Annotated in this window: 18 protein-coding genes and 9 pseudogenes; 13 read left to right on the forward strand and 14 right to left on the reverse strand. The window is 69.2% G+C overall.

The annotated features are described in order from the left end of the window. Positions 1 to 63: 63 nt before the first annotated feature. Entirely contained in the window at positions 64 to 498 is a 435-nt protein-coding gene (locus tag ABZT02_RS35510) for a hypothetical protein (protein WP_356025124.1), read from the reverse strand. 255 nt (positions 499 to 753) lie between these two features. Here ABZT02_RS35510 and ABZT02_RS35515 point away from each other — a divergent pair, with 255 nt between their 5' ends. Then, on the forward strand, positions 754 to 1,008 hold the full coding sequence (locus ABZT02_RS35515; protein WP_356025126.1) for a hypothetical protein: 255 nt from the start codon (positions 754 to 756) through the stop codon (positions 1,006 to 1,008). Further along, positions 1,005 to 1,430, forward strand: a pseudogene (locus tag ABZT02_RS35520) (hypothetical protein); the annotation flags it as partial. The gene ABZT02_RS35515 and the pseudogene ABZT02_RS35520, both read left to right, overlap by 4 nt. A 58-nt stretch (positions 1,431 to 1,488) precedes the next feature. Here the strand turns inward: ABZT02_RS35520 and ABZT02_RS35525 are convergent. Together ABZT02_RS35525 and ABZT02_RS35530 are read right to left on the reverse strand one after the other, a co-directional pair. Beyond that, a pseudogene (locus ABZT02_RS35525) lies at positions 1,489 to 1,632 on the reverse strand (IS701 family transposase); the annotation flags it as partial. A gap of 357 nt (positions 1,633 to 1,989) precedes the next feature. Beyond that, positions 1,990 to 3,492 carry an alpha/beta hydrolase gene (locus ABZT02_RS35530; protein ID WP_356025128.1) on the reverse strand — a complete coding sequence of 501 codons (1,503 nt, stop codon included), beginning with the start codon at positions 3,490 to 3,492 and terminating at the stop codon, positions 1,990 to 1,992. Positions 3,493 to 4,009: 517 nt separating this feature from the next. On the opposite strand from ABZT02_RS35530, the gene ABZT02_RS35535 reads away from it, so the two are divergent. The 7 genes and pseudogenes from ABZT02_RS35535 to ABZT02_RS35565 all read left to right on the forward strand — a co-directional run. Beyond that, on the forward strand, positions 4,010 to 4,525 hold the full coding sequence (locus ABZT02_RS35535) for a transposase family protein (RefSeq protein WP_356025130.1): 516 nt from the start codon (positions 4,010 to 4,012) through the stop codon (positions 4,523 to 4,525). Continuing rightward, entirely contained in the window at positions 4,419 to 4,775 is a 357-nt protein-coding gene (locus tag ABZT02_RS35540; RefSeq protein ID WP_356025172.1) for a hypothetical protein, read from the forward strand. Before ABZT02_RS35535 ends, ABZT02_RS35540 begins: the two co-directional genes overlap by 107 nt. Before the next feature lie 112 nt (positions 4,776 to 4,887). Then, positions 4,888 to 4,989: pseudogene (locus tag ABZT02_RS35545) on the forward strand (TerB family tellurite resistance protein); the annotation flags it as partial. Positions 4,990 to 5,308: 319 nt separating this feature from the next. Continuing rightward, entirely contained in the window at positions 5,309 to 7,447 is a 2,139-nt protein-coding gene (locus ABZT02_RS35550) for an MMPL family transporter (protein ID WP_356025132.1), read from the forward strand. A gap of 137 nt (positions 7,448 to 7,584) precedes the next feature. Continuing rightward, positions 7,585 to 8,955 carry a histidine kinase gene (locus ABZT02_RS35555; protein WP_356025133.1) on the forward strand — a complete coding sequence of 457 codons (1,371 nt, stop codon included), beginning with the start codon at positions 7,585 to 7,587 and terminating at the stop codon, positions 8,953 to 8,955. Continuing rightward, positions 8,952 to 9,623 carry a response regulator transcription factor gene (locus tag ABZT02_RS35560; protein WP_356025134.1) on the forward strand — a complete coding sequence of 224 codons (672 nt, stop codon included), beginning with the start codon at positions 8,952 to 8,954 and terminating at the stop codon, positions 9,621 to 9,623. Before ABZT02_RS35555 ends, ABZT02_RS35560 begins: the two co-directional genes overlap by 4 nt. A 203-nt stretch (positions 9,624 to 9,826) precedes the next feature. Then, a pseudogene (locus ABZT02_RS35565) lies at positions 9,827 to 10,948 on the forward strand (transposase); the annotation flags it as partial. 89 nt (positions 10,949 to 11,037) lie between these two features. Here ABZT02_RS35565 and ABZT02_RS35570 read toward each other — a convergent pair. Then, a pseudogene (locus ABZT02_RS35570) lies at positions 11,038 to 11,949 on the reverse strand (zinc-binding dehydrogenase); the annotation flags it as partial. Between ABZT02_RS35570 and ABZT02_RS35575 the strand changes: the two are divergent. Together ABZT02_RS35575 and ABZT02_RS35580 are read left to right on the forward strand one after the other, a co-directional pair. Beyond that, positions 11,920 to 12,858: a LysR family transcriptional regulator gene (locus ABZT02_RS35575; RefSeq protein ID WP_356025136.1), complete on the forward strand. Its 939-nt coding sequence runs from the start codon at positions 11,920 to 11,922 to the stop codon at positions 12,856 to 12,858. The pseudogene ABZT02_RS35570 and the gene ABZT02_RS35575 sit on opposite strands and share 30 nt — an antisense overlap. 411 nt (positions 12,859 to 13,269) lie before the next feature. Beyond that, a pseudogene (locus ABZT02_RS35580) lies at positions 13,270 to 13,428 on the forward strand (ISAs1 family transposase); the annotation flags it as partial. Between the two features lie 208 nt (positions 13,429 to 13,636). Here the strand turns inward: ABZT02_RS35580 and ABZT02_RS35585 are convergent. Both ABZT02_RS35585 and ABZT02_RS35590 read right to left on the reverse strand, forming a co-directional pair. Beyond that, positions 13,637 to 14,146 (reverse strand): hypothetical protein, encoded by a 510-nt coding sequence (locus ABZT02_RS35585; RefSeq protein WP_356025138.1) that lies wholly within the window; start codon positions 14,144 to 14,146, stop codon positions 13,637 to 13,639. A gap of 284 nt (positions 14,147 to 14,430) precedes the next feature. Continuing rightward, a pseudogene (locus ABZT02_RS35590) lies at positions 14,431 to 14,511 on the reverse strand (hypothetical protein); the annotation flags it as partial. Here ABZT02_RS35590 and ABZT02_RS35595 point away from each other — a divergent pair. Continuing rightward, entirely contained in the window at positions 14,484 to 14,792 is a 309-nt protein-coding gene (locus ABZT02_RS35595; RefSeq protein WP_356025164.1) for a toxin Doc, read from the forward strand. The pseudogene ABZT02_RS35590 and the gene ABZT02_RS35595 sit on opposite strands and share 28 nt — an antisense overlap. 155 nt (positions 14,793 to 14,947) lie before the next feature. Here the strand turns inward: ABZT02_RS35595 and ABZT02_RS35600 are convergent, their stop codons facing one another. The 5 genes and pseudogenes from ABZT02_RS35600 to ABZT02_RS35620 all read right to left on the reverse strand — a co-directional run bounded on the left by ABZT02_RS35600 (position 14,948) and on the right by ABZT02_RS35620 (position 20,327). After that, on the reverse strand, positions 14,948 to 16,357 hold the full coding sequence (locus ABZT02_RS35600) for an FG-GAP repeat protein (RefSeq protein WP_356025140.1): 1,410 nt from the start codon (positions 16,355 to 16,357) through the stop codon (positions 14,948 to 14,950). 520 nt (positions 16,358 to 16,877) lie between these two features. Beyond that, positions 16,878 to 17,270, reverse strand: a pseudogene (locus ABZT02_RS35605) (leucine zipper domain-containing protein); the annotation flags it as partial. Beyond that, positions 17,267 to 18,445 (reverse strand): Cmx/CmrA family chloramphenicol efflux MFS transporter, encoded by a 1,179-nt coding sequence (locus tag ABZT02_RS35610; protein ID WP_356025142.1) that lies wholly within the window; start codon positions 18,443 to 18,445, stop codon positions 17,267 to 17,269. The gene ABZT02_RS35610 and the pseudogene ABZT02_RS35605, both read right to left, overlap by 4 nt. Positions 18,446 to 18,747: 302 nt before the next feature. After that, positions 18,748 to 19,728, reverse strand: coding sequence for an NADPH:quinone reductase (locus ABZT02_RS35615; protein ID WP_356025144.1), 981 nt, complete (start codon positions 19,726 to 19,728; stop codon positions 18,748 to 18,750). 20 nt (positions 19,729 to 19,748) lie between these two features. Continuing rightward, positions 19,749 to 20,327 (reverse strand): PadR family transcriptional regulator, encoded by a 579-nt coding sequence (locus ABZT02_RS35620; protein ID WP_356025146.1) that lies wholly within the window; start codon positions 20,325 to 20,327, stop codon positions 19,749 to 19,751. 126 nt (positions 20,328 to 20,453) lie between these two features. On the opposite strand from ABZT02_RS35620, the gene ABZT02_RS35625 reads away from it, so the two are divergent. Continuing rightward, on the forward strand, positions 20,454 to 20,846 hold the full coding sequence (locus ABZT02_RS35625) for an ester cyclase (RefSeq protein WP_356025148.1): 393 nt from the start codon (positions 20,454 to 20,456) through the stop codon (positions 20,844 to 20,846). 437 nt (positions 20,847 to 21,283) lie between these two features. Here ABZT02_RS35625 and ABZT02_RS35630 read toward each other — a convergent pair whose 3' ends face one another. The 3 genes and pseudogenes from ABZT02_RS35630 to ABZT02_RS35640 all read right to left on the reverse strand — a co-directional run bounded on the left by ABZT02_RS35630 (position 21,284) and on the right by ABZT02_RS35640 (position 22,315). Further along, complete coding sequence (locus ABZT02_RS35630) at positions 21,284 to 21,619, reverse strand: winged helix-turn-helix domain-containing protein (RefSeq protein ID WP_356025166.1); 336 nt, start codon at positions 21,617 to 21,619, stop codon at positions 21,284 to 21,286. Beyond that, positions 21,617 to 21,703, reverse strand: a pseudogene (locus ABZT02_RS35635) (hypothetical protein); the annotation flags it as partial. The gene ABZT02_RS35630 and the pseudogene ABZT02_RS35635, both read right to left, overlap by 3 nt. A gap of 402 nt (positions 21,704 to 22,105) precedes the next feature. Then, positions 22,106 to 22,315, reverse strand: a complete 210-nt coding sequence (locus ABZT02_RS35640; RefSeq protein ID WP_356025150.1) for a DUF6207 family protein — start codon at positions 22,313 to 22,315, stop codon at positions 22,106 to 22,108. Positions 22,316 to 22,715: the final 400 nt, after the last annotated feature.

Consider the following 22,715-nt stretch of genomic DNA (forward strand, 5'->3'; position numbering starts at 1 on the left):
GTACGTCATACCGGTGTCCTGTGCCGTTGCGTCGGCACAGGACACCGAGGTGTACCGGGAGGGTCAGGCGAGGCGCGATTCCGCCGCGCGGCCCGCTGCGAGACGGCTCTCCTGCGGACGCAGCGCGCTGACCTCCGTCCAGTCCTTGGCGAAGCTGCCCTCGGGTATGACACGAACGTCCCCGAGACGGTTGTCGTCGTCGATGGCGGCGACGACACCTCGGCCTCTGGACTTTCCGTAGAACAGGATGCGGTCGCCGCTCACGGCGGTGATCTGCGTCCAGTCCGTGGCCATGCTGCCGTTGGGGATGAGGGTGACGTCTCCGATGTTGTTGTCGTCGTCGATGGCGGCGACGACCCCGCCGCCCCTGGTCGCGCTGTAGAACAGGATGCGGTCACCGCTCAGGCCGGCGATCTCCGTCCAGTCCTCGGCGAAGCTTCCCTCGGGGATCACGCGGACGTCTCCGACGTTATTGCCGTCGTCGATGGCGGCGACCACGCCACGGCCTTTGGACTTGCTGTAGAACAGGATGCGGTCGCCGCTGAGCGCGGTGACCTCCGTCCTAAATCAGCCCCGCATCGTGGATCCCGCGCGATGCCGCAGAGCCGCCGGTCATTCCGAACTGCGGTTATAGCGCGTTCAATTGTTGATGGCCGAACGGGCGGTCCTGCACCGCTTTCGCAGCGGCCGCCCCTCCTGTCGTCCGCGCCGCCGTACTACTGATCTTTTCGTAAGTACGTCCCGTCGTACTTCATGGAGTGCCTCATCTACAACGTCCCGGACCCGACTTTGAAGAACGCCCTTTCCCTGGACCTCGCCTTCCAGGGGGCTCTCATGCATCTCAAGGGTCAGTTCAACTTCTGGTCGTTCAGCGCCAACCCGGATGCCATGGTCGAGCCGAACGGCATCAAGAAGCTCTTCGCCCCAGGTCAGAAGTGGACCAAGGACGACGCCCGACAGTTGGTCACTGCAGCCTTGGACTACTTGGGCTATGGAGTCCCGCGATGAGCTCGTCCGCGCAGTCGATCCGCTGGGGCGCCGCCACCGCTTCCACTCTGTACGGAGCGCTCCTCTACGTTCTTGGAGTCCATCCCGAACAGGAGCTCAAGTACGCCTTCGCATACGTTCCCACCCTCCTCGGCTACCTCGTCCTGGTCTTCGACGAGTGGGCATGGCGGTGGCGCGCCGTGCACCACCTCACCGGGCACCCGCGCCTGGACGGCACCTGGCGGGTGACGCTGCGCCCAAGCCCAGAAAGCCACATCCCAACTGGCGGCAATCGCGGCCCGATCCGCGCCCACCTGACCATCGAGCAGTCCTACTGGACCCTCCACGCCACATTGCGGACCGCGGAAAGTACCTCACGCTCCACTAACGCGACCATCGAAAAACGTGATGGGTCAGGCGTCACCGAGCTGCGGTTCCTCTACGAGAACATCCCGCAGGTGGCTCACCAGCACCGCAGCCCAGTGCACACCGGCGCCTGCCACGCTCCAGCGGCGCAACAAGCCCCCGCATATAAGCCAGGGCCGACTGGCGCGGCTCCTCCCGGTTGGACCGGTGCACGAACCGCTCATGCAGTACGTCCAACTCTCCGGCCCACAACCTGACTTCAGCAAGGTCCCCACCCATAACCACACCAGCGAACGAGCTGGCCAACAGTCACGGCAAGCACCGTTGCAGTACTTGTGGGCTGGTATCGCCACATCACCCTGGCCATGCTCGCCCATGCCTTCCTCGCTGTCCTCGCAGCCCGGGCCCTGGACACCGCAAAGGGGGCAGCAGAAACGACACCACCAGCCTCATCCCCCTCACCGTGGCAGAGATCCGGCGCCTACTGGACACTCTCCTGCCCCACCCCAGACCCCGCCAGGACCGACAACTGCACGCACTGAACCGGTCCCACTGGCGCAGACACCACCAAGCCACCGCCCGCCGCTCCCACTACCGAAGAAGAACCAGCTCAGGACACGATTTCTGACTGGAGTATCAGGACATGCTGCCCCGGCACACCGTCCCCGGAGCCGGGGTGCGGCCCGCGCGGAGGTATTTGTCGACCGCCTCCCTGACGCAGCGGTTCTGCGGGTATGTGCCGTGGCCCTCCTCCTCGGCCGTCAGGAGCACGCCGACACCGTCGCCCAGGGCGCGGGCCATGTGGCGGGCGCCGGGGTATGGGGTAGTCGGGTCGCCGGTGCCGCCGACCACGAGGACGGGGGCCGCGCCGTCGGCGTTCACCTGGGGCGTGGCGCGCTCGCCGTCGAACGGCCAGTCGTAACAGAGGTAGACGCCGGTGGACCAGGCCGCGCCGAAGACGGATGAGGCGGCTTTGATGCGGGCCCCGTCCCTGTCGAGGCGTTCGAAGCCGGGGCGCAGGCTGGAGTCCGCGCAGGTAATCGCGATCTGGGCGGCACGGCTGCTGTCGCGCGGGGTCGCCGCGTGGTCGGCGGAGCCAATGTCGTCCGCGCCCTTACTCAGCGGACGGCCGTCGTTGTGGTCGATCAGCGCAGTGAGGGCCTTGGCGAGCGGCGACCAGCCATCGGTCCCGAGGTCGAGATGGTCGCTGACGGCGTATGCGAGGTCGTCGGCGTCGAGGTTCCTTCCGTCGCCGGCCGGGGCGGGTTTCTTCTCCAGGCGGTCGGCCAGGCGCGCCATGCGTCGCGCGGCCTCCTCGGGCCCGTCGCCGGTCGGGCAGTGGCGGATGCGGGCCGCGCAGTGCGCAGCGAACCGGTCGAACGCCGCCTGGACCGCCTTGACCTGCGACAACTGCTCCTCGTCGAGGTCCTCGGTCGGATCGACGGACGCTTCGAGAACGAGCCGTCCGACGTTCGACGGGTACAGGTGGGCGTAGACCGCGCCGAGCGCCGTTCCGTAAGAGACGCCGAAGTAGTGCAGCCGCTCGTCACCGAGGAGGTAGCGCATCAGGTCGATGTCGCGCGCGGTGTGCGACGTGCCGATGTACGGGAGGAGCGCCCCGGAGTGCTCGGCGCAGGCGTCGGCCCCGTCGTAGCTCGTGTCGTCCGCAGTCTTCCCGCAGCGCACGGGGATGGTCGCGCCAACGCCGCGCGGGTCGAAGGAGACCAGGTCGTAGCGGTCGAGGAGCGGTCTGTACTGGTTGAGGTATTCGGGCAGTCCGCTCACGCCGGACACGCCGGGGCCGCCGAAGTTGAGGACGAGCGAGCCGATGCGCCGGGCGTTCGGGCCGGTGGCCTTGCGGCGGATCAGGGCGACGTCGATCGTCCTGCCGTCTGGTTTCCGGTAGTCGAGGGGGGCCTTCATGGCGGCGCAGTCGTAGCCCGTGCGCGCGGTGGGCGGCGAGGTGCAGCGGGACCAGTGGAGGTGCTGGCCGGTGGTGAGCGCGGTGGGCAGACCGGCGGGCGGGTTGTTCGCGGTGAATTCCGTACGCGGCTCTGCACTCCGGCCGGGAGCGTCGTGCTGGAGCCAGGCGCCGACGATCCCGATCGCGGCGAGGACGACCCCGGCGATGATGCGCATACCGACCGAGAGGCTCGGTCTGCGGCTTCGTATCGGATGTGCGTCACTCATTGAAATCCCCGCGCTCCCACCCCTGGACGCTCAGGGCCCCGTGCCCGCATGCCCGTACCCGTGATCGTCCGATCGTCGAATGAGTGCAGGGTACAAGCCGCCTCCGACAGCTTGGCTCGCGAACGTGCCCAGAAATTTGGACCGCCCCGTGCTCACGCGACTCCTCTTGCGGTCCGGTCCAGCGTGTGCCGGCCGCCGGGCGGCTGGGTGTGCGGCGGCGGGCGTGTGGCGGCCCTACGTGACGGTCGGATCAGGGCGCCTCGGGGTGCTGTGCAAGCTCGTGAACATCGCCCCCGGGGTGAATCGAGCGCCTCCCATCGAGCTGAACATCTGCCGTAGAAACTTTGGCTCTGGTCCACTTCTTGTGGTCGCGTACGCAGCGTAACTGTCGATCTTCGTGTGACGGAAGTTGAGGTCGCCCGAAAATCGCCCGGCCGGAATGCTGCGTGGTCGACAGTGTCGCGCCATGAACGAAGTACGGCCGCAGCTGGACGAGCTGCTGTTCTCCTCGGTGGAAGGCGTGTCTGTGGAGTCGGTCGACGTGACCGATGCGTTTGTCCAGGTGGAGACCCGGAGCACGGCTGGGCGGGCGTCCTGTCCGGGCTGCGGGCGCTCGTCCGGGCGAATACATGGCTCCTATCTGCGGTTCCCTCGTGATCTGCCGACGGCGGGCAAGTTCGTCGTGGTGTCGTTATGGGTGCGTCGGTGCGTCGGTGCGTCGGTGCGTCGGTTCGTCTGTGCGGAGAGTTCCTGTCCTCGCAAGACCTGCCGAGCAGGTTCCGGGGCTCACTCGCCGGTTCGGCCGACGGACGGAGCGACTGCGATCGACGTTGGTCTCGGTCGGTCTCGCGCTCGCGGGTCGGGCCGGTGCCCGGATGACGGACGTCTTCGGGGCACCGGTCAGTCGGAACACCCTGCTGAGGCTGATCGCCCCGCTGCCGGATCCTCCTGTCGCGGCACCTCGCGTGGTCGGCGCGGATGAATACGCCCAGCGCAAGGGTCGGATCCTCCTCGACGGTCTCTCGCGCCGCTCCCTGCGAGTGATCGACGACACCGAATGGCACGACTCACCCACCGTGTACCAAGAAGCACTCGACAACGTCCCCAAGTCCGCGTTCTCACCCGAAGCCCACTGCTGGTGGAACACCCAAGCGGCCGGCCGACTCCTCCACCTCCTGTCCATGGCACGCGCAGACGCCGCCTCCGCGCAACAACAGGCACCTTGGCGGTAAGACGACCACAGTCTCAAACCAGCGGCGAGCGCCAAGGACATGCTGGACATGGACCACTCCAGAACTTCCCACGCCAGCTTCTCCATCAAGGGACTGCCCGGACCAAGATCCGACGCCTGCCGCACGGGAGACCCTCGCTGCAGTGGGCGCTGCGCTGACGATCTGTGCGGATGATGTGACGCGATTGCTCACGGCGGCGCGGACGCCGTCATGAGCCCCGGGTGGGCCCGGGCCCCTCGCGCCTTCCCGGCGGGGGACTGATTCTGTTGCGGGTCGGTGAGGGCTGATCGCTCCCCCACTCTCGGCTTCGCTCGAGCGGGGGGACCCCCATCGCGGCGGTAGCCGCAGATCGAAACAGCCCCGCGTCCCTTCCGGGGCGGCGTGCCGTCCGCCGCTTGCTCCCCAGGGAGTAATCCGCAGCCGCAGTCACCCCCGGCAGTACGCGTCACCTCGCCCTCCCGTCCGACGAAAGCCGTGGTTCTCGACGGAAGTCTGGGGACCGAAGCAGACGCCACCCGGAGGGAGATCGGTCGATGAGGGCCGGAGAGACAAGCACTACGACGAGGCTGGGGCCGGGGCGCGGGCGAGCCGTTCCATGGGCGGTGCTCGGGCTGTGGATTGCGGTGATTGCGCTCGTCGGGCCGTTCGCGGCGAAGCTCGGCAGCGTGCAGCACGACAAGGTCACCGACTACCTGCCGGCGAGCGCCGACTCGACGCAGGCGGCGAAGATCGAGGACAAGCTGCCCGGGGGCGAGACCACCGAGATGGTGCTCGTCTACCACCGGGACGGCGGGCTCAGCGCCGCCGACCGGAAGACCGCCGCCGGTCAGGTCGCGGAGATCGCCGGGCAGCACAAGCTGATCGGCGGTGTTCCCGACGGGATTCCGTCCAAGGACGGCACGACCCTGATGTACCCGGTCGCCAGCAACGAGCCCGGGGCGGACGAGGAGAAGCAGGACCAGCTCGTAACCGACGTTCGCAAAGTCGCCCAAGGCGAAGGCGGGTTGAGCGTCGATGTGGGCGGCACCGGCGCACTGGGCACCGACTCCGGCGCGGTCTACGACTCGCTCGGCGGACCGCTGCTCTACACCACCGTCGCCGTCGTCGCCATACTGCTGATCCTGATCTACCGCAGCCCCGTGCTGTGGCTCGTGCCCCTCGTCGTCGCCGGGATCGCCGACTACATGTCGATGGGTGTCGCCTACGGCCTCAACCAGGCCTTCGGCACGACCGTCTCGGGGCAGAGTTCGGGGGTGATGACGATCCTCGTGTTCGGGGCGGGCACGGACTACGCGCTGCTGCTCGTCTCGCGCTACCGGGAGGAACTGCGGCGCATCGAGCGCCCGTACGAGGCCATGATCGCCGCCCTGCGCGGCTGCGGGCCCGCCGTGCTCGCCTCCTCCGGCACCGTCGCCGCCGGACTGCTGTGCCTGCTCGCCGCCGACCTCAACAGCAGCCGGGGCATGGGCCCGCTCGGCGCCGTCGGCGTGCTGTGCGCGCTGATCGCGATGCTGACCCTGCTCCCCGCCCTCCTCGTACTGGTCGGACGGCGGGTGTTCTGGCCGCTCGTGCCCGCCTTCGGGAGCACGCCCAAGCAGCGGCGCAGCCTGTTCTCGGCGATGGGGAGCTCTGCCGGACGCAGGCCGCTGACCGTACTCGCGAGCGGTGCCGTACTGCTCGGCGCCCTCGCCCTCGGCTCACTCAACCTGCCGGGATCGCTCAAGCAGGAGGACTCCTTCGTCAAGAAGCCGGAGTCCGTCGTCGCGATGGAGACCCTCGCCAAGTCCTTTCCCGAGAGCGGCAGCCAGCCCATCGACGTGATCACCCCGCAGGGGCGCGCCGACGAGACCCTCGCGACCGTCCGCGGCACACCGGGCGTCGGCAGCGCGGAGAAGGGGCGTACGGGAGACGGCTGGACCGAGATCTCCGTCTTCGCGAAGAGCGCACCCCAGTCGGCGGGGGAGACCGCCACCATCAGGTCCCTGCGGAAGGAACTGAAGGGTTCCTACGTCGGCGGGGACAGCGCCCAGCAGATCGACCTGGAGGTCACCAACGCCCGGGACACGAAGATCGTCGTACCGCTCGTCCTCGTCTTCGTGATGCTCATCCTGATCGGGCTGCTGCGGAGTCTGGTCGCACCGCTGCTCCTGGTGGTCGCGGTCGTCGCGGTCTGGGGCGCCTCCCTCGGGATCGGCGGACTGGTCTTCGAACCGCTCCTCGGCCTCAAGGGCACCGATCCGGGGCTCGGACTGCTGTCCTTCGTGTTCCTGGTCGCCCTCGGCGTCGACTACGGCATCTTCCTCATGCACCGGATGAGGGAGGAGTCCCTGGCAGGAGCGGAACCGGCCACGGCGGCACTCACCGCACTGCGCACCACCGGCGGCGTCATCGCCTCCGCCGGACTCGTCCTCGCCGCGACCTTCGCCGTGCTGACGAACATGGGCCTGGTGCAGCTGGTCCAGCTCGGCTTCGTGATCGCCGTCGGCGTCCTGCTCGACACCTTCCTCGTACGGACGTACCTGGTGACCAGTGCCAGCGTCGCCCTGGGCCGGAAGGTGTGGTGGCCGGGCGTGCTCTCACGGCAGCCCGGGCCGGCCGAACCGGCCGGGTCGAGCGGAAGGGGCGGACCGACCGAGCCGCCCCGGCAGCCGGAAACCGTCAGTGCACCCTGAGCACGCTGTCCGAAGGCCTCGGTCGAACGCTCTGATCGAGCACGCTGATCGTGCACCTTGATCCGGCGGGCCCGCCCAGGCGCCTCTCCTTCCGTAGGGGCGCCCGGGTTCCCGCACGAGTACCGGAAGCTGGAGCCGTGGAAGAACGGGAAACGACCACAGGGGTACGCGACCGGTCGGCGGCGGAGACGGCAGCCGGTGGCGGCGGGCGGTCGCGTCGCGCCGAGCGCATCATGTCCGCCATCAACCGCGAACCGCTGACCGCACCGCCGCACCGCACCCGCAACGACGCGGTCCTCGCGCTGGGCGTCGCCGTGCTCGCCGTAGCCCTCGCCCGGATGGGCGGCGAAGGGATCCGGCCAGGCCCGCTCGGTTGGACGCTGCTGCTCGCCGGGCACGTGCCCCTCGTATGGCGGCGCCGCCGTCCGGTGGCGGCCCTGCTCGGGATGGCGGCCTGTGTGGCTCCGTACCAGGCCCTCGACTACAACCCCGCCCCACCCATCCCAGCGACCGTCCTGGCGCTCTACACCGTCGCGGCGACGGGCGCCGTACGGCGCACGCTGCTCACCGGTGTCGCCGTCCTCGGCCTGACAGCGATCGGCAACGGCCTCGTCAACCCGATGGAGGCGCTGGAGTCCCTGGAGATCTCCGGCTGGATCATCGCGGTCCTGTTCATCGGTATCGCCGTCCGCTACTACCGCTTGTACGTCGCCTCCATCATCGAGCGGGCCGAACGTGCCGAACACACCCGGGAGGAGGAGGCCAGGCGCCGCGTCGCCGAGGAACGGCTGCGGATCGCTCGTGACCTGCACGACCTGCTCGCCCACAGCATCACGCTCATCGGCGTGCAGACGTCCGTGGCGGCCCACGTTCTCACGGCCGACCCCGAACGCCTCAACCGCAAGGCCGTCGCCCAGGCCCTGGACGACATCGCGGGGACCTGCCGGGTCGCCCGGGGGGAACTGCGTACGACGCTGGAGGTGCTGCGGGCGGATGACACGGGTGCGGGTGCGGGCTCGGATCTGGGAGCGGGGGCCGGTTCCGTGTCCGGTTCTGTCGCCGGGGCCGAGGACATGCGGGGGCCGCTGCCCGGGATCGACGGACTGGCCGGTCTCGCGGAGACCGGACGGGTGGCCGGGGCCAAGGTCGAACTGTCCGTCCGCGCGGACGACATCCCGCCCTCCGTGGGCGCCGCCGCGTACCGGATCGTGCAGGAGGCGCTCACCAACGCCGTACGTCACGGCGGCCGCGAGGACCTCACCGTGCGAGTGGGTCTGTGGACCGCGGACGGCGCACTGCGGGTGAGTGTCAGGGACGACGGGACGGGCGGGGACGACGGCTCCGGGGGCGGCGTGGGCCCGTCCGACGGCACGCCGGGGTTCGGGCTCATCGGAATGCGGGAGCGGGCCCGTAGCGTGGGCGGCACCCTGGACGCCGGCCCGGGGCCCGCCGAGGGCTTCGAGGTGACCGCCACACTGCCGCTGTCCCGGGAGGACGAGGTTCGATGACCATCCGCGTACTGCTGGCCGACGACCAGAACCTCGTACGGGCCTCCTTCGCGATGCTCGTCTCGTCGGCAGGCGACATGGAGGTCGTCGCCGAGGCGGGCACCGGGCGGGAGGCCGTGGCGCTGGCCCGGTCGGCGCGGGCCGATCTCATCGTGATGGACATCCGCATGCCCGACCTCGACGGGATCGAGGCGACCCGGCTTATCGCCGCCGACGAGGATTTCGCGGGGGTGAAGGTGCTCGTCCTGACGACGTACGAGACCGACGAGCACATCGTCGAGGCACTGCGGGCCGGGGCGTCCGGCTTCCTCGTGAAGGACATCAGGCCGACCGAACTCCTCGACGCCATCCGGACGGTGGCCGCGGGGGAGTCCCTCCTCTCGCCCGGTCCCACCTCGCGGCTGATCGCCCGCTTTCTGAGCGCGCCGAACGCCGGGACGACATCCGCGGTGGGCGGGCCGAGCGAGCTGTCCGAACGGGAACGGCAGGTGCTCGCGCTGGTCGCGCGCGGTCTCAACAACCCCGAGATCGCCGACGCGTTGGGACTCAGCCCGCTGACCGCGAAGACCCATGTCAGCCGGATCATGGGCAAGTTGGGGGCGCGGGACCGGGCACAGCTGGTGATCGTGGCGTACGAGTCGGGGCTTGTGATACCTGGGACTGTCTGAGTTCGGGCCGACTTCGGGGCGGGTTCAGATTGCTTTCCGGGGGTCGGTTGTATGGTCCCTCAACTCCCTTTGGTTGCACGGGCATTGCTCTGTCTCTCGGTGCGCACCAGTCTGAGCGTTTCGCTTACGGGGGTGTCCGAGGTCTTGAGCGGAAAAGCGAAAGTTGCCTTCTGAGCTGGGAAGATGAGGCTTGTCGAAGGTCTCTGTCATCGCGGCAGGAAGGTACTTTCTGCGTGCTCCCTACCCGGTCGCGTCCCAAGCTCGTCGTGTCGGCCGATGGCCACGGGCTGGTCAGCCACGCCGGATCCCGCTTGCTGGCCGATCTCTCCGATGTCACCAGCCTGACCAGCGCCTCCACGGACTCACTGCGTCCACCGCGACCGCGTGGCACCGGGCACGACCCCGGCTGGATCGCGGTAGATCTCGCGATCATGCTCGCCGACGGCGGCGAGGCGATAGCGGACCTGGCCCTGCTGCGCGACCAAGCCGAGAGTCTCGGCCCTGTCGCCTCCACTCCGACCGCCTGGCGGCAGCTTGCCGGCATCGATTCGGCTGCACTCGCGCGCCTGCGCGCGACCAGAGCCACCGCCCGGGATGTCGCCTGGCTGCAAGCCGCAGAGACCACGGCAGGGATACCCGCTGCCCGCGCGGGTGGACGCGACCTGACCGGTCTTGTCCTGGACCTCGACACCACCCTGGTCACCTCCCACTCCGAGAAGGAGCAGGCAGCGGCGACCTGCAAGCCCGGCTTCGGCTACCACCCGCTGCTGTGCTTCCTGGACAACACCGGCGAAGCCCTGGCCGGAGTTCTCAGGCCCGGCAACGCCGGTGCCAACACCGCCGCCGACCACGTCACCGTCCTCGACCAGGCGCTCGCCCAGATCCCCGAGGCCCACCGCCACGGCACACCCATCCTCATCCGCGCGGACAGCGCCGGAGGAGCGAAAGCCTTCCTGCGCCATATACGCACCCTCCACTCGCGCGGGATCCGCACCTGCTTCTCCGTCGGATACCCCGTCACCGAGCCGGTCCGCCGCACGATCCGAGCCCTGCCCGAGCAGGTCTGGCATCCCGCACTCGAACAGGACGGCACCCTGCGCGAGGGCGCGGAAGTCGCCGAGCTGACCGGCGTGATCGACCTGGCCGACTACCCGGACGGCACGTGGGTCATCGTGCGGCGAGGGCGTCCGCACCCGGGCGCCCAGCTATCACTGTTCGACATGGAAGAAGGCATGCGCCACCAGGTCTTTCTCACCGACACTCCCTACGGCGAGGGCTCCTTGCAGCATCTGGAGGTCCGCCACCGCGCACACGCCCCCGTCGAAGGGCCAACAGACCTGTGCGCAGCAGCATGGCGGCCTGCGCTGGTGAGGGCGGGGGCGTGGTGCTGACAGGTGGGGATCAGTCGGTCTTGTCAGTGAGCCGGTGGGGTGAGGGTGGTGCGGTCGAACGGGCCACCATGTGAGGCGGCGTACGTGACGGCCTCGTTGACGGCGTTGAGGCCGAACGACCGGACCCGTTCGGCAGCGAGGTCCAGGGTGCCCGAGGTGAGGAGCCGGATGATGCCGACGTTCGCTGTACGCGGGTACATCCACTGGCCGCGCACGGTGATTGAGTTGCGCATGATCCATGGGTACGGGAGGGCGAGGTCGTCGCCGCCGAGCATGCCGACGCCGCCCATGAGAACGACGCGGCCGTATTCGCGCACGGTCATGGCTGCCGTGCGCGCTGCCGAGCTGGGTGCGCTCGGCGGTAGCAGGTCGATCACCATGTCGATCGGGCCGTCGGCCGCTGCGGACATCGCCGCGCGGTCGCCGGCCTCGTCCCCGGTGAGCGGAACCGGGCGCACGAGCGGACCGAACCGATCGGCGAGGAGGTCGAGCGCGGCCTGGTTGCGGCCTGGGGCGACCACGCGGCCCGCCCCCATGGCAAGCGCCACCGCAACCGCACTGCTGCCGAGGTTGCCGGTGGCCCCGTTGACGAGCAGCGTCTCACCGGCTGCGAGCCCGCCGGCCAGCAGCCCGCCGTAAGGGATGACGTGCACGCAGAGCGCGGCCCAGCGGGCCGGGTCGTCCCCCGCCGCTGCGGGGAGCGGGAAGACGTTCTCCGTCGGGACCCGCATGAGCTCGGCGAACGACCTGTCGTGCAGGTACCGGGCGAGGCGCGCGCCGCCCTCGCCGCGGGAACTCCAGCCTTGGAGCGTGATGTCGGGCGTCAGGGCGTCATCCCGAGAGCGCACCGTCGAGTCGCACCACACCAGGTCGCCGGGGCGCAGCCGGGTGGCGTCCGGGCCCACGTGGACGACCCGTCCCAGATCGCCGAGTCCGGCAGCTTCACCGCAGCAGCCACCCGGCTCGGCTACACACAGTCGGCGGTCTCACGCCAGGCCGCCGCCCTCGAACGAAGCGCGGGCACCGCCCTGTTCGAACGCCGCCCTGACGGAGTGGGGCTCACCCTCGCGGGTCTGACTTTGTTGCGCCACGCTCGCACGATCCTGGACTGTCTGACGGCGGCCGAGCGCGACCTCACCGGCACCGTCTCGCGTACCGAACTGGTGCGGCTCGGACTGTTCCTGAGCGCGGGCGCGGCCATCCTGCCCCTCTCACTCACCCGCCTCGCGGCGACCGACCCGCAGATCACGGTCACGACTACCGAGGGCACCACGCCCTCCCTGGTCCGGGCACTGCGCGCGGGCTCGATCGACCTTGCCGTGCTGACGTCCCGCCCGCCCCACCGGCCTTTGGACGGCGAGTCGCCGCGCCTGCACGTCGAGACCGTTATGGACACCGAACTTGTCGTGGCGGTGCCTTCGACCGGAGAATTCGCCGGCCGCACCGCGGTGCACGTTGACGAATTGATCGACGCCCCGTGGATTGCCGCCCCGGCGTCGAACGCCGAGCCACTGCTCGGCGTCTGGCCTGGCCTGCCCGGACGGCCGGACATCGTCCACTGCGCGCGCGACTGGCTGACGAAGCTTCAGCTGGTCGCCGGTGGCTTCGGGGTGACAACGGTGCCCTCGCGGCTCTCGCCGGTGCTGCCGCCCGGGGTGAGCCCCGGCGATCAGGGCCGTTACCCGAGCAATTGCCTCGACCACCTGATACGTGCCGCCGACCGTCAGATTCGGTGCCGTAGCCCGCCGAGGGCGCGCACCATCACGGGTACCTCGGCATTAGTCTCGGGCTTTCACAAGGTGGTCTGTCCGAGACTTCATCACGAACGTGAGAAGTGCTCCTGACCTGGAACGATAGGACTTGTCGAGGATCCAGATCGTTCAGTGGAAAGAAGCACTTCTCAGGTGTAGAAGCGTATCGGTCGTACCCGCGTGTCCGCGTCGAGGACAGCGGTCGGCCCCTCCTCCACCAAGCTCGGTCACCTGGCCGAACACGCTCTCCAGTACCCTCTGGGCGACGAAACCGGCCCTCAGGCTCGGAGCACGTTCCAACAGCTCACCCACCATCTGAAGCGAGCGTGATCATCGGCTCGAGCGGTGCCGTGGACGGCAACCGCCCGGTCTCTGGTCGCGTGACCAACTGTGGAAGCGCCCGTCTGAGCGGATGGTTCCAGGATCTTCAGGAGTGCTGCTGTCGGATCCGTGCCGGGCGGGAGGTCCACAGCCAGGTAGGGCCCTGAAGCCATTCGTGGAAGCAAGTCCCACGTCAGAACCCGCAACGCGCCCGCCGTACTCGCTGCCGTCCGTGACCTGATCCGCAGCGCACTCAAGCTCGCCGGATACGTCAACACCGCCGCCGGACGCCGAGCCCCCACCGACCGCCCCCGCGTCCTCACCCTCTACGGCATCACGTGATCAAACCGAACGAGCCAGGCAAACGCCGGGGCCCTGTCCGACACGCCTGTCCGCCGAGGTGGAGGCCCAGATCCGCGAGCTGCGCCGACGGCATCCCCGATGGGGTGCCCGCCGTATCTCCCACGAGCTGGCCACGCCGCTGACGAGGTACACCCGGGGCCGCCCATCGTGTGAGGCGGTGCGCGGCCCCAGCATCCGTCGATGCACCTCAGTGCGAGGAGCGGCAGGTGTTGCGGTGGGCGATGTCGAGGACGAAGCGCTCGGGGCGGTGCAGCTGCTTTGTCGTGTAGGAGGGTTTGCTGTGGAACGCGGCCCCGAAGGTGACGACGCCCTCGAAGTCGCCGGTCAGTGCGAAGCCCTTGAGTTTCGGCAGATTCAGCTTGATCAGGCGCGGGCCCTTGTAGACGTTCCTGCCCGCGTTGTTGTGGGCTGCGGCTGGGGAGAGCTTGCTCTCCAGGAAGTGCTTCCCAGCAAGCGGGACCTTCTTCCCCGAGCTGTCGTAGCGGAGTTCCTTTACACGCGTGACGGTGGTCGGCGGCAGTTTGCCCTTCACGTCGATGACGACCCGGTCGAAGGAGCAGTGGCCGGCGATTCTAGCGTTGACCACGAGACTCGTGGACGGTGCCGGGGACGTGGCGGCGGCAGAGGTCGACGCCGCGGTGCCGGCCAGGAGGAGTGCGCTCGCGGTGATGGCCACGAGGCGATGGCGGGTGTACATGACGCCCCCTTATGAGACGTCGGGGACTGGTGGTCACAGTATGAGACATATGTGAGGGTCATACGGTTGCACGCTTTGGCGAATGATTCTCCTGTACTGGAGTGCGATCGCCGACCTCGACGGACCGCCTGAATCCCCGCAGGCGTGTGTGCCGGCGGCTGCATCAGGCATGCCGCCAGCCCTGACCATGGCCCCGACCACGGCTGGCAGCGGGGCATCGTCGCGTCCGCAGTGCTACGAGCGGGCTCCTGGCGCAGGTCCAGGGAGCAGCGCAGCCGTACACCGGGCTTGCCGGGCTCCGGGGTCGTATCCGGACGTGCTGCCCACGCAGCCCTCGGTGCACGACTTCTCCAACCTCGTGGCAGCCGTCGCCCGCCACCGCGTCAACACCCCGCAGGTCGGGGTCACCGTCGACAATGCCCGGCGCGCAGCAGCCCTGATGCACGCCATCATCCGGCTGCGCCCTCTCCCGGCCCGCAACGCCCTGTACGGCGCCGGGGTCGTCACGGCATACATGAACGCCGCGGGCGAGGCCGTCGACCCGCCATATGGCGCTCTGATCGCCCTCGCCCTCGCCCGCGACGTCGACGCTGGCCGCGTCGACGGGTACGACGCGGCCGACCGCATCCGCTCCTGGCGCATCTGACTCACGTGCAGCGCCCCGGACATGGCCTCGATACCGAGGCGTACGCGGTCGTAGTCGCTGTCTGACATCAGGCCACCGTTCGGTGGATGCGCTGGTCGGCGCCACTCGCGCCACCACTACGCTCTCCCGGACCGCCTGGTGGTCGCTGCGCCCGGTCAGCCGCCGGCCACGGCGCCGCCGAACCCGGCTTTCGCGGCCGGGGCGCCGAAGGAGCCGGGGCTGTAGGCGGTCGAGTTCCCCGAGAGGTTGAGGGCCCATGCCGAGCCGTCGCCGGCGTTCTCCTGCGGGGCGCCGACGACCAACCGACCGCCCAGCGCGGCGCTCTCGCCGAAGCCGTCGCCCTTCTCCGCCACGCCGGGCACGCCCGCGGAGTTCTGGGAGAACACCTTGGCACCACTGCCGGTCAGCCCCTTCGGACCGCCCTTGAGCAGCAGGACGGAGCCCGGGTCGGTGAGGCCGTCGAAGTCCTCGCCGGGCACTCCCGCCAGCACGTCCGCGTAGCCGTCGCCGTCGGTGTCTGCCACCGCCAGGCCGGTTCCCATACCGTCAGCCGGTTCGCTGACACCGGGCACGCCGGCGGAGTCCTGGTTGACCCAGACCGGGGCGAGGGTGTCGCTCAGGCCCTGCGGGCCGCCGTAGGCGACACCGACCGCGCCGCCCATGACCTCCGGTCGGCCGGAGTCGGTGTTCCATTCCTCACCGTGGCCGACCACGATGTCGCCGTAGCCGTCGCCGTTCACGTCCCCGATGGCGGTGTGCTGACCGTTGAGGCGCTTGCCGTTCGCCGCGTTGAGGATGCCCACCCGGGTGAGACCTGACGTGCCGCCCAGGTAGAGAGCACTGCGCCAGGAGTCTCCCTCCTCGTAGTCGGTGACGGTCACAACCAGGTCGGCGGCCCCGTCCCCGTTGACGTCTCCGGAGGACAGGTCGCGCACAATCACGGCGGCACCCTCGGCGTCGTACAGCGAGAACGAGGAATCCTTGGCGGGCTTGCCGTCCCGGCCGATCCCGCTCAGCAGGCGCACAACCCCGGGCGCTTCCACCACGAGGTCGACCCGTCGGCCGCCGTCGAAGTCGCCGGCCGCGACCACCGCTCCCACTGCGCCGCCGCCCCTCGCGCCGGTGTCCACGGCGGTGGCCTGGCCGAGTCCGTCCGGCCCGCCCCACAACACGATGAGCATGCCGGCCTGCACCTGGCCGATCCGCTCGCCGGGTGCCCCGACCACAAGATCGGTGTACGCATCGCCGTCGAGGTCCACGGGCACCACTGTCTGCCCGAACTTGTCATTCGCCTCGGCCGCTCCGGGCACACCCGCCGTGTTCTGGCTGAACGTAGCGGTCTCGCCGTTGCCGTACACGATCGACACGTATCCGGCCCCCGCCCCGCCTCCCACCCGTCCGCCAGGGGCACCGATGGCGATGTCCGCTCTGCCGTCGCGATCGAAGTCGGCCCGCGGACCGGTCGGTACGGCCGCGGAGGCCTGCGGCTCAGCCGCGGCGGCCCAGGCCGACGCCGCCAATGTGGTGACGGCCGCCAGGCCCAGTGCGATCCGCTTCGAGACCATGTCGTTCAACCTCCAGTGAGACGAACTCCTCGTGAACAAGACCCATGAGATGCCGAGGGGTTGTACGGCAGTTGCCGCACGATGGCATGAGCGAGGCTTGCCGCATACCAGACCGCTGGTGCGGCACTCGGAGTGCTCGATGCCGTTTGCGGAGAGGTGTCGAAACGCCCCGGACTGCTCCCTCGTCCGGGGCGCTGCCGTTTGTGCTGCTCGGTTGCAGGGTGGTGTTGCTGGCTGCTGCTCGTGAGTGGCTGGGGCGGGTCTCTGGGCTCCGGAGAGCGTTGACACCCGCTGCCGTCGGCCAGGCGCACCAAGGGTGCTACACGGCAGGGTTGCTGAGCTTGTCCTACGGTTCCAGCGCGGGCTCACGCCGCTCATTCGCTTTCGAAGTGACTTTGGACTACTTCCCACCCGGGGCCGGGGACGAAGTGGCAGAGGAACGTCGGCTGATCAACTGCGTACTGCCGTAGCTCGCCGATTCGGGTGTCTCCCTGCATGAGCCACCAGAACCCGTTCACCACGGGCGCCTGTTGGCCGAGCCGTCGGGGTCGAGGAACCGGCGGTGGTTGATGCCAAGGCGCGGCAGCCACCGGCCTACGGTGCGCTCGCTGATCCGCACGCCCTGGCCTGCGAGTTCGAGGGTGATCCGGCGGGCGGACCACTTGTTGTCCCCCCGCAACCGCTCGATCCGTTCGACGACATCGGGTGGGGTCTGGGTCGGTGAGGATCGCGGGACGCTTGGGCGGTCCTGCAGCCCTACTTCGCCGTGCGTGCCGTACCGGTTCTTCCACTTGGACAAACAGGCGCGGGAGACACCGGCCTCGGCGGCGACGTGCGCGATCGGACGGGCGCGGCAGCGCTCCACGAGCCTTCGGCCTCCCTCGATGTTCAAGGGGGCGTTCGCATGTGTCACCGGACCACCTCGGTGTTCCGGCCGGCCGTGATGGTGGTGAGGAGTGGGAACGCGATGAGCAGCGCGGCCGCGACGAGGAGTCCGCTTGCCCAGAGCGGCCCGAGGTCCCCGGCTTCGGTGCTGAGGGTGGCCGCAGCGATGACGGGGCCGACGGCGGCGCCCACGTTGAGCGCCGCGGTCGCATACGAGCCGGCCATGGTGGGGGCTCCTGCGGCCTCGTAGAGGACCCGCGTAATCAGCGTGCTGCCCAGCGCGAACGACAGTGCGCCCTGCACGAACACGAGGATGAACAGGGCGACCGGCTCGTTGGCCAGCATCGCCAGGGCTGGCCAGCCGATGAGCAGCAACGGGCCGCCGACGGCGATGACTGGACCAGGACGCCGGTCGGACAACTGGCCAGCGACGGTGACGCCCACGAAGGATCCGGCGCCGAAGAGCACCAGAGCGACAGAGATCCACAACTCGCTCAACCCGGCGCTGTCGGTCACCACGGGGGCGAGGAAGGTGAGGCTGCCGAAGGTTGCCGAGTTCACCAGCGCTCCGAGCAGCATCACCAGAATCAAGCGCGGCCGTGTGAGCTGGGCGAGCTCCGCTCGCAACGCCGGCCTGTCAGTCGCCTCATCCTCATCACGTCCTGCCGGGATTCCCTTCAGGATGCCGAGAGCCGCCGGCAGGCAGAGGGCGGCGACAGCCCAGAAGGTGGCCCGCCAGCCGAGTAACGTGCCGAGCACCGCGCCGCCAGGGACACCGGCGATCGTGGCCACTGTCGTGCCTGACAGCAGCACTGCAAGCGCACGTCCCTTCTTGTCGGGTGAGACCAGCGTGGCGGCAGCCGTCAGAGCGACGGCAAGGAACCCTGCGTTCGCGAGCGCGGCGACGACCCGGGTGGCGAGCAGGACCGGGAAGCTTGTGGTGATGGCGCCCACGGCATGAGCTGCCGCGAAAGTGAGGATGAACCCGAGAAGGCTGGAGCGCCTGGGCCAGTTGCGGGCTAGCGCGGCCACAAGGAGGGCGCCGACGATCATGCCGACCGCGAAGGCCGAGGTGAGCGTTCCGGCTGTCCCGACTGTGACATCGAGGTCTGAGGCGATGTCCGGCAAGAGGCCGGCGAGCATGAATTCCGAGGTGCCCATGGCGAAAACAGCCATGGCAAGCAGGTACAGCGGGAGAGGCATCGAGTGGCTCCGAGGTGAGGAGAAGCACGAGAAGGTCATCTCGTCACCGCGGCCAGCCCCAAGGGCACACTCGCCCGGCCGCAGAATGCGGCGCGACGACAGGGCTACGTGCTCAGTGGTTCAGGGGGCTGACGGCGTGACCGAAAGCCCCCACCTTGTCTGACTCAGGACTCGACATGGCCCGCACGGTACCCGACCGATACCCGTCGAAGCATCTTGGTTTCACTGACATCGGCCTGTGTCACCAACGTCATGTCCCGCAACGGCTAGGCAGTTGAGCAGGGCAGCGTTCCGAGTCTGCGCTACTGGGGGAGGGTGACCAGGATGCGGCCGCGGCCACCGCCGGCGTCGACGTGGTCGTGGGCCTTGGCGATGTCGTCCAGCGGGTAACAGTCGCCGACGGCGAAAGTAAGGGCGCCGACGGCGGCGGCGGAGGTGAGGTCGCGGGCGGCCTGGCGCTTGGCCTCGGCGGGGAAGTCGTCGCTGCCGAGCAGCCGCAGGGTGACGTTGTTGAACAGCAGAGGCCAGAAGGGGATCTCAGTGCGGTCCGCGCGGGTGGCGTAGGCGGCGATGACGGCCCCCTGGGCGGCGACGGCGTTGTCGAGATCGGCGTTGTCGGACAGCGCGACCTCGATGATCCGGTCGACGCCCCGCGGCGCGTACGAGCGGATGGCAGCGGCGGGCTCGTCAGTGTCCAGGGCGATGGCGTGGGCGACGGCCGGGTCGACGCGGTCGAGGTCCGCGGTGCGGCGGACGGTGGCGATCACGGTGGCGCCGGCCCAGTGGGCGAGCTGGGCGGCCAGGGAGCCGACGCCGCCGAGAACTCCGTGGACCAGGACCAGTTGGCCGTCGACCGGGCCGTCGGCGAAGACGGTGCGGTGGGCGGTGATGCCGGGGATACCGAGGCTCGCGCCCAGCTCGTCACTGAGGTGGTCGGGCAGGGGTGCGGCCTGGTGGTCGGGTACGACGGTGTACTGGGCGGCGGTGCCGAAGGGGCGGTAGGACTGGGCGCCGTATACCCAGACCCGTTGTCCGATGCGGTGGACGTCGACTCCGGCGCCCACGGCGTCGATGACTCCGGCGGCGTCGCTGTGCGGGATCACCCGCGGGAAGGGCATGGACGAGCCGAGCCAGCCGCGCCGTTTCTTGGTGTCGCCGGGGTTGACGCCCGAGACGGTGACGCGGACGCGGACCTCGCCGGGGCCGGGGACGGGATCAGGGAGTTCACCGACGTGCAGGACATCGGCGGCGGGGCCCTGGGCGTCGTACCAGGATGCAAGCATGGGGGTACCTCCGTGGACAGTCAGCTCGCGGGAGCGGCGGGCGCATGCGGATCGCTGTCGGTGCGTGCGGTGTCGAATGCGGGCGGTTCCTCCCCGAGGGTCTCGCGCAGCCAGGTCCGTTCGGCGCGGCTGGTGGCGCGGGCGGTGAGCAGCATGCCCCGCCGGTAGGGGTCGGCGATCTCCTCGGCACGCAGGGGCCGCTCGTTGTAGTAGAAGAAGCTCGCCGGTTCTTCCAGGAATTCCAGCCGTCTGCGCAGCACCGCGTGCTGTTCGGCCACGTCGGGCAGGTGGGAGAGGAAGGCCAGGACGACGTAGAACCGGGTGAAGTCGGTGATCTCGTGGTCGGCGGGCTTGCGCAGGCGCTGAAGCATTTCGGCCCGCCCGGCCGCGGTCAGGCTGAGCACGTACCGGGCCGCCCCCGCGGCCGGGTCGGCGCGCCGCTCGATCAAGCCCGCCCTGGTCAGGCGATTGATCGCCGGATACAGGCTGCCGTCACTGACCGGCCGCGTATAGCCGGTCAGCTGTGAGATGCGGCGGCGCAGCTCGTGTCCGGGCAGGGGCCCCTCGGCGAGGAAGCCGAGTATCGCGAGTTCCAGCATGAGTCCATCTTCGCACGCGAACATCGAATCGATGTGAACATCGATTCGATGTTACGCTCCCAAGTACCCGCCCAAACGTCTCTGGAGAGGCACAGCAAGATGCCATCGCAGTCCACCGAGTCAGTGATGAACCGTTTCGTCGAGTTCATCAACACGGGCAACGAGGATCTCGCCCGCGAGGTCATTTCTCCGGACGCGGTGTTCCACGCGCCAAGCCACCCGGAACCACTGCGAGGGCCCGAGGGGTACATGGAAGTCATCGGGATGATGCGCAGCGCCTTCCCCGACGTCCAGTGGACGCTGGAGGAGACGGTCACCGAAGGCGACACCGTGGCCGCGCGGTTCACCATGCGGGGAACCCACGACGGTGAATTCTTCGGGATCCCGGCGAGCAGCAACCAGATCTCGGTGCAGGCCATGAACTTCTACTACCTGGCCGAGGGCCGGATCGTCGGCGAACGGGGCCAGCCCGATCTCCTCGGGGTGATGCAGCAGATCGGTGCCGTACCGGCGCCGTGAACCTCGTAGCGCCGGGTGAGCCTTCTGCCGCGCGGGATTGCCGCTGCAGGGAGGGGGCCGTATGGCGCGGTGGCAGAGGGCGAAGGCCCGCACCAGCCTCTTGCGGTGAACCCGCGCCGGCCGCCCGCGCTCCGGTCTTCTTCTTGCTCCGGCGTCTTCGCGCAGACAGCGCCCGTTCGGCGAGAGCTTTACACCTTGTCACCGCCGACGTGACCGAGCCGGGTACGGAACTGCTCGCCCTACGGCGAATACTGCAACCCTCGAATACCGACAGCCCACCAGTGCCTCTACCCGGGCGACGATCCTGCCGGAGCTCATCCCCCGCATCCGGCGCGCCGTCCACACCCACGGCGTCTTCTTACGGCACCCACACCCTTGTGTACAGGCGGTCATTGACCGCGCCTCGTAAACCTTCATCATCCGCAATGGCTGCGGAGCTACGATGTAGGTCCCGAGCGCCGCCGCGGTCCTTCCACCTGCGGCCACACGTCCTTCTTCCAGAGCTCGACCGCATGGGCGTCGCGTTCCAGCGCGCGACGGGCCGGCCTCTGCCAGGACCAGCCGTGACGGTGCAGCAGCCGCCACACTCCCGCGATCGAGCAACTGACCTCGAACTGGCGGCCGATCACCGTTTGGACGCCTTCCAGCGTCCACCGCTGATCTTCCCAGCCATGCGCGGCCGGCCCTTTGGGCAGCTCCGTTTCCAGCAGGACGAACCGTTCGTCTGACAGCTTCGGCAGTTTCGCGGGCCCCTGCGACTTCAGACCCTCCATGCCGCGTTCACGCCAGTTGCGGCTCCAGAGCTCCACCGAACGCTCGCTCACCCGCAGGTCCTTGGCGATGCCTGAAGTCCTGTCGCCTCGTGCGAACCGTCACCACCCGAACGCAACCCGAAAAGGTCAGTAATGCGTCGAGGAGATGTCGTAGGACCTGCTCCTGCCTCTGCTGTCGCTGCTGACAGTGGTGCTCATCGGGAACGTCTTCCTCTGGCAACAGGTATCGACTGGCTGGCGTTGCGTCCGAATCCCGCGAGGGATATCAGCGCACCAGTCTCAAGCACTGAGCGTCTTCAGGGTTGACGCTCCAGGGTGAGGACGGCGGCGGAGATTGACGACAGGCGGTTGGGGCTGCAACGTCACAGCCCCATGCCATCCACCCGGGCTGTCCGCCCGCAAACCGAGCGGCGCGAGCACACCCGACCACCGGCCCGACCATGAGCCCGACCACGGCTGGTCAGCGGGACACGGCCGCCCGCAGGGTTACGAGCCGGGCTCCTGGCGCAGGTCCAGGGAGCAGCGCAGCCGTACACCGGGCTTGCGGGGTTCCCGGGTTGTACGGTCCGCCGGTGCGATCGCACACCGCGCGGCGAGCAATTCCTGAAGGGCGAAGGCGGTTTCGTCATCGGTGGCCGCGATCTCCACTACGGCCAGGCCCGGCTCTGCTACGTGCGCGTCAGTGATCTCCCACATGCCCGGTTTTGCGCCGGGGCCCGCAGAAGTTCTCCGATCCCGTCGTCTTCACCCGACCGAGTGGGCCCCGGGTTGCGCCAGGTGTTGCGCTGGCCTTCACAGCGTCCCGGAGTCCGCCCAGGTCACCACAGGGCTATGGCGTGGTCGGGCCGCTGACATCCTCGTTGCGACCCCCTTCGCCCATGCCCAGGCTGGAATTGAGGAGTGGAAGGGCAGGAATGGGCGGGCGTGGACGCTGCCGGGGATCGGGGTGCCCTCGACGTTGTTGCGCGCCGGGCCGGGTAGGCGCGCCAGGGCCGCCGACGGTCTCGGCGACGCCTGAATTCTGACCCTCTGACGGCGGATCAAAAGTGACCCTCTGGGTGGTCTTCGCCTGAACCTGATCTTGATCGGAAGGTCA

The sequence above is a fragment of the Streptomyces sp. NPDC005402 genome, from assembly GCF_040606575.1.
In the GTDB taxonomy this organism is placed as follows: domain Bacteria; phylum Actinomycetota; class Actinomycetes; order Streptomycetales; family Streptomycetaceae; genus Streptomyces.